Annotated in this window: 7 protein-coding genes; 4 read left to right on the plus strand and 3 right to left on the minus strand. The window is 60.9% G+C overall.

Features of this window, described 5'->3' with window-relative positions; all coding sequences use genetic code 11:
• Position 1 precedes the first annotated feature (1 nt).
• Together ACOQOT_RS17060 and ACOQOT_RS17065 are read right to left on the minus strand one after the other, a co-directional pair.
• Positions 2–436: a DUF4399 domain-containing protein gene (locus tag ACOQOT_RS17060; RefSeq protein ID WP_420560352.1), complete on the minus strand. Its 435-nt coding sequence runs from the start codon at positions 434–436 to the stop codon at positions 2–4.
• A gap of 100 nt (positions 437–536) precedes the next feature.
• The gene (locus tag ACOQOT_RS17065; protein WP_420560353.1) at positions 537–2,819 is read right to left on the minus strand and encodes an NADP-dependent malic enzyme; all 2,283 of its coding nucleotides are present in this window, start codon (positions 2,817–2,819) and stop codon (positions 537–539) included.
• 461 nt (positions 2,820–3,280) lie between these two features.
• Here ACOQOT_RS17065 and ACOQOT_RS17070 point away from each other — a divergent pair, with 461 nt between their 5' ends.
• The 3 genes from ACOQOT_RS17070 to ACOQOT_RS17080 all read left to right on the plus strand — a co-directional run bounded on the left by ACOQOT_RS17070 (position 3,281) and on the right by ACOQOT_RS17080 (position 10,063).
• Entirely contained in the window at positions 3,281–3,907 is a 627-nt protein-coding gene (locus ACOQOT_RS17070; protein ID WP_420560354.1) for an NYN domain-containing protein, read from the plus strand.
• Positions 3,908–3,999: 92 nt separating this feature from the next.
• Complete coding sequence (gene mutS / locus ACOQOT_RS17075) at positions 4,000–6,753, plus strand: DNA mismatch repair protein MutS (protein ID WP_420560355.1); 2,754 nt, start codon at positions 4,000–4,002, stop codon at positions 6,751–6,753.
• 496 nt (positions 6,754–7,249) lie between these two features.
• Positions 7,250–10,063, plus strand: a complete 2,814-nt coding sequence (locus tag ACOQOT_RS17080; protein ID WP_420560356.1) for a [protein-PII] uridylyltransferase — start codon at positions 7,250–7,252, stop codon at positions 10,061–10,063.
• A gap of 23 nt (positions 10,064–10,086) precedes the next feature.
• Here the strand turns inward: ACOQOT_RS17080 and ACOQOT_RS17085 are convergent, their stop codons facing one another.
• Entirely contained in the window at positions 10,087–10,452 is a 366-nt protein-coding gene (locus ACOQOT_RS17085; protein WP_420560357.1) for a hypothetical protein, read from the minus strand.
• A 441-nt stretch (positions 10,453–10,893) separates the two neighbouring features.
• On the opposite strand from ACOQOT_RS17085, the gene murJ reads away from it, so the two are divergent.
• Positions 10,894–12,441 (plus strand): murein biosynthesis integral membrane protein MurJ, encoded by a 1,548-nt coding sequence (murJ, locus tag ACOQOT_RS17090; protein WP_420560358.1) that lies wholly within the window; start codon positions 10,894–10,896, stop codon positions 12,439–12,441.
• The last annotated feature ends 49 nt before the right edge of the window (positions 12,442–12,490 follow it).

A 12,490-nucleotide genomic window follows, 5' to 3' on the forward strand; every position in this document is an offset into this window, starting at 1 on the left:
TCTATTCGACCGTGATGGTGATCTGCTCGGAAGCGACGGGAGGGTTATGCGGAATATGGTTCATGTCGCCGAGCAGCAATTGCAGCGTATGCGTGCCCGGTTCCAGCTCGATTTTCGTTTCCGTCTGGCCGCCGCCGAAATGCACATGGTTCTCGTCGGCGGGAATGGAATAATCCAGCGCCTCGCCTTCCAGCATCGGTGTATCGACAAGCAAGTGGTGATGGCCGGTATGGTCCTTGTCGATCCCGGCAGGCGCAACGCCCATGCCTTTCAGACCGAATTGCACGGTAACGGGGCTTGAAACCGTCGCGCCGTCTTCCGGCGCAATGAAATAAACTTCCGCCCCTTCGGGCGCCGGCGTTTCACCGGCAAGCGCGCCGCCGGCAAGAGCCGGGGCAAGCGCGAATGAAAGCGCGAGAATGGATGCAAACCGCATGGGGGCCTCCGCTTATGATGTGGTGTCACGAGAGCGGATACTATGAAGGCGCTGCCGGGCTCTGGCAACGCCTTCACGGGGAATTCCTTGTCGAAGCGCCTTAGCGCACGAGGCGTGAGGTGCTGTCGAGATCGTATGCAGCGAAAGCGGCCATGTTGACGAGGTCGGAAACCGTCGCGCCCAGATTGACGATCTGCACGGGCCGGGAAAGGCCGGTCAGAAGCGGACCGATCACTTCGGCCCCGCCCAGTGATTGCAGCATCTTTGTCGAGATGGAAGCGGAATGAATGGCCGGCATGATCAGCACATTGGCGGGGCCCGAAAGGCGGCAGAACGGATAAAGCGCCATCGCCTCTTTACTGAGCGCCACATCGGCGGCCATTTCCCCGTCATATTCGAAATCGGCGCCGCGCTTGTCGAGAATTTCCGTCGCCTCGCGCATCAGCGTCGAGCGCTCGCCCGAAGGATGGCCGAAGGTGGAATAGGCAAGCATGGCAACGCGCGGTTCTTGGCCGAGGCGGCGGTTCACTTCGGCCGCCTGCATCGCGATATCGGCAAGCTCTTCGGCGCTTGGCATGTCGTGCACATTCGTGTCGGCGACAAGCACGGTGCGCCCGCGCACGATGATCATGGAAATGCCCATGACACGCGAGCCCGGCAAGGGATCGATGACGCGCAGCACTTCAGAAAGCGCGACGGCATAATTGCGCGTTGCCCCCGTCACCATCGCATCGGCATCGCCGTGTTCGACCATGCAGGCGCCGAAGATGTTGCGGTCGTTGTTCACCATGCGCAGACAGTCGCGCTGCAGATAGCCGCGCCGCTGCAAACGCTTATAGAGGAAATCGGCGTAAGTATCCGCGCGGTGCGAAACGCGCGAGTTGACGATTTCGAGCGCCGTGCCGGAGTCCAATCCGATGGAGCGCATCGTCTCGCGGATACGCTCTTCCCGGCCGATCAGGATCGGATGGCCGAGCTCGAGATCGCGGAAGGTGAGCGCCGCGCGGATGACGCGTTCCTCTTCGCCTTCGGCAAAGACCACGCGTTTCGGATCGCGTTTGACATGCTCGTAGATCACCTGCAGCGAGCCTTGCGTCGGATCGAGGCGGGCGGAGAGCTTGTTCTTATACCCGTCCATATCGACGATCGGCATGCGCGCAACGCCGGTATCCATCGCAGCTTTTGCAACGGCGGAAGGGATCTCGCGAATGAGGCGCGGATCGAAGGGCACGGGGATAATGTAGCTTGCGCCGAAACGCGGGCGCTCGCCCTGATAAGCGGCGGCTACTTCATCGGGCACGTCTTCGCGCGCAAGTTTCGCAAGCGCTTCGGCGGCGGCGATCTTCATCGCTTCGTTGATCGTCGTTGCGCGCACATCGAGTGCGCCGCGGAAGATGTAAGGAAAGCCGAGAACGTTGTTGACCTGGTTCGGATAGTCCGAGCGGCCCGTCGCCATGATCGCATCGTCGCGCACTTCGGCGACTTCTTCCGGCGTGATTTCCGGGTCCGGGTTCGCCATTGCAAAAATGATCGGCTTGTCGGCCATGGAGGCGACCATTTCAGGGGTCAGCGCGCCTTGCACGGAAAGCCCCAGAAAAACATCCGCGCCTTTTACCGCTTCTTCGAGCGTGCGCTTGTCGGTCGGCACCGCATGGGCCGACTTCCACTGGTTCATGCCTTCTTCGCGGCCCTGATAGATGACGCCTTTCGTATCGCAGAGGATAGCCTGATCGTGCGGCAGGCCCATCGCCTTGATGAGCTCGAGGCAGGCAATGCCCGCCGAGCCCGCGCCGTTGACGACGACGGTAATGTCCTTGATGTCCTTGCCCGTCAGATAAAGCGCGTTGATGAGACCGGCGGCGGAAATGATCGCCGTGCCATGCTGGTCGTCATGGAAGACGGGAATGTTCATGCATTCGCGCAGGCGTTCTTCGATGATGAAGCAGTCCGGCGCCTTGATGTCTTCCAGGTTGATGCCGCCGAACGAAGGCCCCAGATAGCGCACGGAATTGATGAAGGCGTCGACATCTTCCGTTTCGATTTCAAGATCGATGGAATCGACATCGGCAAAGCGCTTGAAGAGCACCGCCTTGCCTTCCATCACGGGCTTGGAGGCAAGCGCGCCCAGATTGCCGAGACCGAGAATGGCCGTGCCGTTGGAGATCACCGCGACCATGTTGCCTTTGGAGGTGTAGTCGTAGGCGGTGTCCGGGTTCTCGGCGATGGCGCGCACCGGCGCGGCGACGCCCGGCGAATAGGCGAGCGAGAGATCCCGCTGCGTGGCCATGGGCTTGGTGGCGTTGATTTCCAGCTTGCCGGGCTTGCCCCGGGCGTGGAAACGCAGCGCTTCTTCGTCGGTAAATGCTTTTTTGTTTCTCGTCATGGCCAATCTGCGCAACTTTTGAAATGATCGGGCGCGGCGTTCTTAACGCATATTGCTCTGCCCCGCTACCCCCCGCCCGCTCTTTTTTACGGAAACGCCCGGTGCTTCTTGAGGAAAGACAATGCCTGAAAGGGTTAACGGCTGGGTTAAGGGGCGACATTGGGAAGGAGTTTTATGGTGAAATTTCGGGCTTTCTAAGTGTGCCTCTTGGGCTATACTCTGCCAATTAATTGAACAGCGCGTGTGCGCTAAAAGGCGACACCGAGTCGGCAAAAACTTTTAAAATCAATACGTTAAAACTATGTATCGAGCGGACTCGGTTTATGGAAAATGTCAAGAATAAATTTGACAAAGAAGACCGGCTGATTATATTTACAACATACCCGCTAGCGGCGTGCCGTTAGCTCAAGGGCCGTTTGGGGCGAAAGTCTCGACGGCCTTTGTCGTTTGGGAGGGGGAACTTGCGAGTCTATGTCTATGTAGACGGCTTCAATTTGTATTATCGTGCTCTCAAAGGCACCCAATACAAATGGCTAAACCTTCAAAAACTCTCTGAAGAACTATTACGTCCTCAAGATCAGCTTGAGTCGATTAGATATTTTACTGCTAGAGTGAGTTCCCGGGCAGGTGATCCCGATGCGCCGCGGCGTCAACAAATACTCTTTAGTGCACTGTCAACTCTCCCGTCCCTTCGTTTGCATTATGGAAAGTTTCTATCAAAGACAAAACGCAGGCCGGTCGTTGGTTCGAATCCGCGTCAGTTTGTTGAAATTCATGACACAGAAGAGAAGGGGTCTGATGTGAATTTGGCCGTCCACCTTGTAAATGATGGATGGCATGGGCGATATGATTTAGCGCTGCTCCTGTCCCAAGATACCGATTTGATTGAGCCGGTTCGAATTGTAACTAGCGAACTAGGGCTAAAAGTGGGTTTGGTTTGGTTAGATGGTGGGCAGCCTAATGCTGAATTGAAGAATGTAGCGTCATTCGTTCGACATGTTCGCAAATCCCATCTGGCGAGATCACAATTTCCGGACCCGCTTGTGGCATCTAATGGTAGGACAATTCGTAAGCCAAAGGGGTGGTGAAGGTTATCAACCCAATTTGATCGACAGTTTCTGATATCTCGGACCTTTAAGAAGAATCTGCTAGATTGCGCCCCTTCATTCCGAGGGTAAGCATGGCGGCGGTCGAGAAAAACGAGGGGACGGAAAAGCGCGCGGGCACGGCGGGAGCCGCCGGCGCCGCCGGCAGCGAGCCGGTGAAAGCCGTCACGCCCATGATGGCGCAATATCTGGAGATCAAGAAGGATAACCCGGGCGCCCTCCTCTTCTACCGCATGGGCGATTTCTACGAGCTCTTCTTCGAGGACGCGGTGAAAGCCGCTGAAGCGCTGGACATTACGCTTACGAAACGAGGCAAGCATTTAGGGGAAGATATCCCCATGTGCGGCGTCCCGGTCCATTCCGCCGATGCCTATCTCGAGCGCCTCATCCGCCTTTCCTTCAAAGTGGCGATCTGCGAGCAGACCGAAGATCCGGCGGAAGCGAAAAAGCGCGGAGCGAAATCCGTCGTCCGCCGCGAGGTGGTGCGCCTCGTTACCCCCGGCACCTTGACCGAGGACACGCTGCTCGATGCCCGCCGGCACAATTATCTTGCCGCGCTGTCACGGCTCGGGGCGAGCGACAAGCTCAGTCTTGCTTGGGCGGATATTTCGACGGGCGATTTCCGCGTGACCAGCATCGCCCCCGGCGAGCTTGGCGCCGAGCTTGCCCGGCTCGAGGCGGGCGAGCTTCTCCTGCCCGACCCGCTTTTCACCGACCCGGCGCTTGCCGAAACCTTGCGCCAGACGCGCGCCGCGCTGACCCCGCTCGATCCTTCCCTTTTCGACAGCACGCGGGCCGAGCGGCGGCTCAAAGAGCTGTTGGAGGTAAGCGCGCTGGACGGTTTCGGCCATTTCAGCCGGGGCGAGCTTTCGGCCGCCGGCGCGCTGATCGATTATCTGGAACTGACCCAGGTCGGCAAGATGCCGCGCCTCAAAGCCCCGCGTCCGGCGCGCAGCGGCGCTTTTCTCGCCATGGATGCGGCAACGCGCGCCAATCTGGAGCTGACCCGCACGCTGTCGGGTGAGGCGCGCGGCAGCCTGCTTTCCGTGATCGACCGCACGGTGACGGGCGCGGGCGCAAGGCTGCTCGCCGAACGGCTGAAGGCGCCGCTGACCGATCCTGCCGCGATCATTGCCCGGCTCGATGCGGTAAGCTGGTTTCTGGAGGCCCGGGAGCTGAGATCGCGCCTGCGCGCCGAGCTTAAATCCGTGCCGGACATGGCAAGAGCGCTCTCGCGCGTGACTGCCGGTCGCGGCGGGCCGCGCGATCTTGCCGCCGCAAGAGACGGGCTGGCTGGGGCGCATAGGATCGCCGCGCTTTTGGCGTCTGCCTCGCAGGCCCTGCCGGAGGAAATCGCCCGTGAGCGCGCGGCGCTGGAAGGGCGGGCGGCGGCTCTTCAGGACAGGCTGACGGCGGCGCTCAGCCCCGATCTCCCGCTTCTCGCGCGGGATGGCGGCTTTGTCGCCAAAGGCTTTTCCGCCCCGCTCGATGAATGCCGGGTGCTGCGCGATGAAAGCCGCCGCGTCATTGCGGGCCTGCAATCGAAATATGCCGAAGAGACGGGCATCGGCGCGCTCAAGATCAAGCACAATAACGTGCTGGGCTATTATATCGAGGTCTCGCCGCGCCACGCCGACCCGCTCATGACCGGCGTTCATAAGGACGCCTATATTCACCGCCAGACGCTGGCGAATGCCGTGCGCTTTACCACGGTCGAGCTCTCCGACATTGCCTCGCGCATTACCGAGGCGGCGGGCCGCGCCATCGCCCTTGAGATGGAGCTCTTCTCGGAGCTTTCCGAGGCGGTGAAGGAAGAAGCGGCGGCGATTTCGCAGGCCGCCGAAGCGCTGGCCCGGCTCGATGTGGCCGCCGCCCTTGCCGATCTGGCCGAAGAGCGGCGCTACACGCGCCCAAGGATCGATGACAGTCTTGCCTTTGAAGTGACCGGCGGCCGCCACCCTGTCGTGGAAGCAGCGCTGGAAAAGGCAGGTGAGGGGCCTTTTGTGCCGAATGACGCCGATCTTTCCGGCGATAAGGGGGAGGCGCGCCGGCTCTGGCTTCTGACCGGCCCCAACATGGCCGGTAAATCCACCTTCCTGCGCCAGAACGCGCTCATCGCCATTCTGGCCCAAATGGGTTCCTACGTGCCCGCCTCTGCTGCCCATATCGGGGTGGTGGACCGGCTCTTTTCCCGCGTCGGGGCGGCGGACGATCTGGCGCGCGGGCGCTCCACCTTCATGGTGGAAATGGTGGAGACGGCGGCCATTCTCAATCAGGCCGGGCCCCGCTCGCTCGTCATTCTGGATGAGATCGGCCGCGGCACGGCGACTTTTGACGGGCTCTCCATCGCCTGGGCGGCGGTCGAGCATCTGCATGAGGAAAACCGCTGCCGGGCGCTTTTTGCCACCCATTATCACGAGCTCACCGCCCTTGCCGAAAAGCTGCCTTTCCTTGCCAATGCGACGATGAAGGTGAAGGAATGGCAGGGGGATGTGGTCTTCCTGCATGAAGTGGGGCCGGGGGCCGCCGACCGCTCCTACGGCATTCAGGTCGCCAAGCTTGCCGGCCTGCCGCCTGCCGTCATCGCCCGGGCAAATGACGTGCTGCATGTGCTGGAAAGCGGGGCGGAAACACGCGGCGCGGGCCGCATTGTGGATGATTTGCCGCTTTTCTCCGCCGCGCCGCGGCCAGCGGATTCGCGCGGGGCGAAGAAAGGCGCGCTGGAAGAGGCCTTTGAGGCTGTCAATCCGGACGAGCTCAGCCCGAAAGAAGCGCTGGATCTGCTTTATGAGCTAAAAGCGCAAAAACTCGCCGAAAACGGCGAATAAGCCGCTTTTTGGACGCAAAAACGTGTCAAAAGGGGATTTTTGCCGCACTTGTGGATAAGTCCGTGGACGGACTATGCGCGTGCTGTGCCCCGGTGACTCGCTGAAAGCGCAAGCCGGCCCGTGATTGCGATTCACATCTGGCGAAGAAAGGGCATGGGGGAGGCGGAAAACCTCTGCGCCGCGTTAAGCCATTTACTCACACGGCAGGCTGCCCGGATTTTAGGCGGACCGGGCTGGGTGCGCCCAAGTTTTCGCCATTGTTACGATACCGGAACGATAAATCCGGCGAAAAAAGCGCGTATTTCTGCGCCCTTACCGTAAGGCTGCTTTTGGCGCGGGGCTTGCGAAGCGCATAAAGGCTGCTTGCCTCGTAAGGCTGCCTCTCTCTCCTCCCTCGCGCCAGCGGCCTCGCAAAGCCGCTGGCGTGCTATACATAAGAAAGAACCGCCCTTGAAGGCGGTCTGACAAACGGACCATCCGACCACCCGGAGCTTTCATGTCCCCCAAAGCCGCAAAAGCTGCAGCGAAACCTGCCGACAAACCTGCCGCGCCCAGCGCTATCTCGGACCGTGAGGCGCTGACCGCCGAGCTTATCGGCTTTGCCGATCAGGGCGGCGATGAAATGGCGGTGCGCCGGCAGGTGGTGGACCGGCTTCGGGGTGAGCTGAAAGCGGGCAGGGCGCTTTGCCGCGAGCGCCTGGAAGGCGGGACCTATAAGGGCCGGGCCTGCGCGAGCGCGCTGGCCGAGCTCATGGATAGCGTCATTATCTCGCTTTATGACTTTGCTACGGCCCGGGTCTTTCCCGTCGCCAATCCGTCGGAGGCCGAGCGTCTTGCCGTCGTGGCCGTGGGCGGCTATGGCCGGGGCACCATGGCGCCGGGCTCCGACGTCGATCTTCTCTTTTTGCTGCCGTACAAGCAGACCCCCTGGGGCGAGAGCCTTGTCGAATACATGCTCTACATCCTTTGGGACCTCGGGCTCAAAGTCGGCCATGCCACGCGCTCGGTCGATGAAAGCGTGCGCCTTTCCAAGGAAGACATGACGATCCGCACCTCCATTCTCGAGGCGCGTTTTCTGATCGGCGAGCATAAGCTCTTCGAGGAACTGGAAGAGCGCTTCTTTAAAGACGTCGCCAAAGGCACGGCGGTGGAATTCGTCGAGGCGAAATTGGCCGAGCAGGACGAGCGCCATGAACGTTCCGGGCGCTCGCGCTATCTCGTCGAACCCAATGTGAAGGACGGCAAGGGCGGCCAGCGCGACATCCACACCATGTTCTGGATCGCCAAATATATCTATCAGCTCAAAAGCCCGAACGAGCTGGCCAAGGTCGGTATTTTCACGCGCCAGGAATTCAATGCGCTCGTGCGCGCGGATGATTTTCTCTGGGCCGTGCGCTGCATGCTGCATTTCCTCACGGGCCGGGCGGAAGAGCGCATCACGTTCGACATTCAGCCGGAACTTTCCCGCGTCCTCGGCTATCAGGGGCATGGCGGCCTGAAAGGCGTCGAGCGCTTCATGAAGCACTATTTTCTCGTCGCAAAAGATGTGGGCGATCTCACCCGCATTCTCTGCACGGTGCTCGAAGAGCAGGAGCAGAAGAAGAAGCCGGGCATCGGCCGCTTCATGCAGGCGCTGCGCCGCAAGAAGGACATTCAGGGCTTTGCGGTGGATAGGGGCCGGCTCACCGTCACCTCGGAGGATTTCTTCGAAAAAGACCCGGTCAATCTCATCCGGCTTTTTCATGTCGCTCAAGAACATGGGCTGCTCATTCACCCCGACGCGCTCAAACTCGTCACCCGCTCGCTGAAACTCGTGAAGGCCGAACTGCGCGCCGATGAAGAAGCGAACCGGCTCTTCCTTGAAATCCTTTCAAGCCGCAAGGACCCGGAGCGCACCTTGCGCAAGATGAACGAGGTGGGCCTGCTCGGGAAATTCGTCACCGATTTCGGCCGCATCGTCGCGCTGATGCAGTTCAACATGTATCACCATTATACGGCGGACGAGCACTTGCTGCGGGCCATCGGTATTCTCTCCGAGATCGAGCGCGGGGAGCTTGCGGACGAACATCCGCTTGCCGCCGAGCTTTTTCAAAAGATCAATAACCGCAATGTGCTCTATGCGGCGATGTTCCTGCATGACATCGCCAAGGGCCGCCCGGAAGATCATTCGGAAGCCGGCGCGAAGATCGCCAAGAAGCTTTGCCCGCGTCTCGGCATGGGGCCCGGCGAAACGGAAACCGTCGCCTGGCTCGTCGAGAACCATCTCGTCATGTCCGATGTCGCCCAGAAGCGCGATCTTTCCGACCCCAAGACCTTGAAGGATTTCGCCGAGCTGGTGCAAAGCCCGGAGCGCTTGAAGCTTTTGGAAATCCTGACCGAGGCCGACATTCGCGCCGTGGGGCCGGGCACCTGGAACGGCTGGAAGAGCCAGCTTCTGCGCCAGCTTTATTATGAAACCGACGCGGTGATGGGCGGCGAGCAGCAGATCAACCGCAAGCAGCGCATCGACCAATCCAAGGCGGAACTCGAAAAGGCTCTTGGCGACTGGCCGAAAACACGCCGGGAAAAATATTTTCGCCGCCACCCGGATTCTTATTGGCTCTCTTTCGATACCGCCACGCATCTGCGCCATGCGCAAATGATCCATGAGGCCGCCGATAACGGTCTTGCCGTTTTCGCCCGGCCCGATCCGAAAAGCGATGCGACGGAGGTTACGCTTTATGCGCAGGACCATCCGGGTCTCTTCTCCCGCTTTGCCGGGGCGTGCGCTGCGGCGGGAACGGAAATTCTCGAAGCGAAGATTTTCACGACCCGCGACGGCATGGCGCTCGACACGCTTTGGGTGCATGACGCGGAGATGGGTGCGATTTCAGAGCCGCGCCGTCTCAAAAGCCTGGAAGAGACGATCCGCAAGGTGCTCTCCGGCGACATTCTCGCACCCGATGCGATCGAAAGCCGCTACAAGCGCCAAAAGCGGGTGGAAGCCTTCTCCATCAGCCCGCAAGTCTATATCGATAATCAGGGGTCGGACGAGTTTACCCTGATCGAGGTGAACGGTCTCGACAGGCCGGGGCTCCTTCATGCGCTTACCCGCACGATCTTCCATCTCGGCCTCACCATCGGCTCGGCCCAGGTCGCAACTTTCGGTGAGCGCGCGGTCGACGTTTTCTATGTGAAGGATCTCGTCGGCCACAAGGTGACAAATGCCAATAAGCTGAAAGCCGTCGAGCGCCATCTCATCGAAGCTTTGGAAGACCCGATGAAAAAAGCCCGTCCGCAAAAACAGAAAGACAAGCAAAGCGCTGCTTAGGCTTTGCTGTCTTTCGTTTTCCCTTACATAACCGGCCCGTAAAGCGGCGGCAGGCCGAAGGCCACATAGGCCTCGGTGCCCGCGCGCACGAAGGCGCTCACCAGCCAGTTGCAGGCGAAAACGCCGCCCGTCCAGAGCGCGGCGGTGAGAAGGGCAGGGCGCCTTGCGCGCTCTTCGCCCGTGTCGAAGTAAAGCGCGGCGAGCCCGGCAACGAGGCTCACTTCAAAGGCGGTCAAAAGGCACAGCGCGCGGATGAAGAAGGCAAGCTCGGCGGGCGCGGGCGCCTCGAAGCGCCGGGCGGTGTAAAGATAAAGCGCAAGACCCAGCCCCGTGGCGGCGGTCCGGTTATAGGCGGTCGGGTTTTGGGCAGGCGGCGGCGTAATCATCATAACCTCTGTCAGAGCTGCAGCTCCGGCAGAGGCACAAAAAAAGCCCCTACCGGATGGATGGGGCTTGGCGGACGGATTTTCTCAGGCGTTTCAGCACGTCGAAACCTTCCTCCAGCCACATCGCGCGGTACCGCGGGTGATCGAATATGTGGGTTTCTTGTGCATGAGCGTGGGAATAGCCGGACCTGGATAAGAGGTCAATGCGCAGGCCGAGACTTTTCGTTCACGATGGACGCGCGGCGCGTCTTTATGCGCCTGCTGTGCCTGCCCGGTCACAGGACAATCTGTTAGATGGGCTGTTAGGTAAGGCCAAGGATAGTGCCTCCGGGCACGGTCATGTGCCTACCGCAAAACTGTTATCCCAATTCTGGCGCCAAATCCGAATCCGGCTATGCTGCGCGCAAAGCCATCAACGGCCCATCGAAGGGAAGAAGACCTGTCATGAACCTGGCCCGCGCGGCCGCCACAGTTGGCGGCATGACCATGATCTCCCGCGTGTTGGGGTTCGTCCGGGATATCTTGATCGCAGGCTTCCTCGGCACGGGGCCGGTGGCGGATGCGTTTTTCGCCGCCTTCAAGTTTCCCAATCTCTTCCGCCGCCTTTTTGCCGAAGGCGCGTTCAATTCCGCCTTCGTGCCGCTCTTCGCCAAAAGGCTGGAAGGGGAGGGGCCGGACGCTGCCCGCCGTTTCGGGGAAGAGGCGCTGGCGGTGCTCCTGACGGCGCTGGTTCTCTTAACGGCGCTGGCCGAAATCGCCATGCCCTGGCTCATGTATGTGATCGCGCCGGGCTTTGCCGCCGATCCCGACAAGTTCGACATGGCGGTGCTCTTTACCCGCATCGCTTTTCCCTATCTCCTGTTCATGTCGCTCGTGGCGCTTTTCTCGGCGGTCTTGAACTCGCTCGGCCGTTTCATGGCCGCTGCCGCCGCGCCGATCCTCCTTAACATCGTGCTGGTCGGCGCCATTCTCATCGGCGCGCCTTATACGGACAATCCGGGCTATGTGCTCTCCTGGGGCGTGGCCATTGCGGGCATCGCGCAATTTCTCATGCTGCTTTGGGCGGCAAAGCGCGCGGGCATGGCGCTCCATTTGCGCTGGCCCCGGCTGACCCCCGGTGTGCGCCGTCTTGTCCGCCTTGGCGTGCCCGGTGTCGTTTCGGGCGGCATTACCCAATTCAACCTGATGGTCGGCACCATCATCGCTTCGCTGCAGGCGGGCGCCATTTCCTGGCTCTATTACGCCGACCGTATTTATCAGCTCCCCCTCGGCGTGGTGGGCATCGCCATCGGCATCGTGCTTCTGCCCGATCTTTCCCGCCGCCTGCGCGCCGAAGACGGGCCGGGGGCGATGAATGTGCAAAACCGGGCGCTCGAATTCGCCATGCTGCTCACGCTGCCCGCTGCTGCCGCTCTTGCGGTGATCGCCGGGCCCATCATTCAGGTGCTTTTCGAGCGCGGCGCGTTTGACGCCGCCGACACCGAGGCAACGGCGCTGGCGCTCGGGGCTTATGCATTCGGCCTGCCCGCCTTCGTGCTCATCAAAGTGTTCTCCCCCGGCTTTTTCGCCCGCGAGGATACGGTGACGCCCATGCGCTATGCCGCGATCGGCATCGGCGTGAATATCGCAGGCTCGCTCGCGCTCTTTTATCTCATCGGCTTTGTCGGCATTGCGCTCGCCACCACGCTCTCGGCCTGGGTGAATGCAGGGCTTTTGGGGTGGCGCTTGCGCGCGCTCGGTCATTTTAAGGCCGATGCCCGGCTGAAAAAGCGCCTGCCGCTTTTGGCGCTGGCCTGCGCACTGATGAGCGGCGCGCTTTATTTCGGCGCGGGGCTCGCCGCGCCTTATCTCACGGGGCCCTTGCCGGTGAAGGTGCTGGCACTCGGCGCGCTCGTTGCGGGCGGGGCAGGGCTCTTTGCGGCGTTCTGCCAGCTCACCGGCGCCATGACCTGGGGCGAGTTCCGCCGGGGCTTTCAGCGCCGGGCCGCTTGAGGAAGGCCGCATCTCTTGCCACACCCCTTGCCACTGGCGGGCAAAGAGG

The organism is Tepidicaulis sp., from assembly GCF_965222285.1.
GTDB lineage: Bacteria > Pseudomonadota > Alphaproteobacteria > Parvibaculales > Parvibaculaceae > Tepidicaulis.

Bases quoted from the DNA above. Each gene is read 5' to 3' on its own strand.
- ACOQOT_RS17060 (WP_420560352.1), bottom strand. From the start codon at position 436: ATGCGGTTTGCATCCATTCTCGCGCTTTCATTCGCGCTTGCCCCGGCT.
- ACOQOT_RS17065 (WP_420560353.1), bottom strand. From the start codon at position 2,819: ATGACGAGAAACAAAAAAGCATTTACCGACGAAGAAGCGCTGCGTTTC.
- mutS (WP_420560355.1), top strand. From the start codon at position 4,000: ATGGCGGCGGTCGAGAAAAACGAGGGGACGGAAAAGCGCGCGGGCACG.
- ACOQOT_RS17080 (WP_420560356.1), top strand. From the start codon at position 7,250: ATGTCCCCCAAAGCCGCAAAAGCTGCAGCGAAACCTGCCGACAAACCT.
- ACOQOT_RS17085 (WP_420560357.1), bottom strand. From the start codon at position 10,452: ATGATGATTACGCCGCCGCCTGCCCAAAACCCGACCGCCTATAACCGG.
- murJ (WP_420560358.1), top strand. From the start codon at position 10,894: ATGAACCTGGCCCGCGCGGCCGCCACAGTTGGCGGCATGACCATGATC.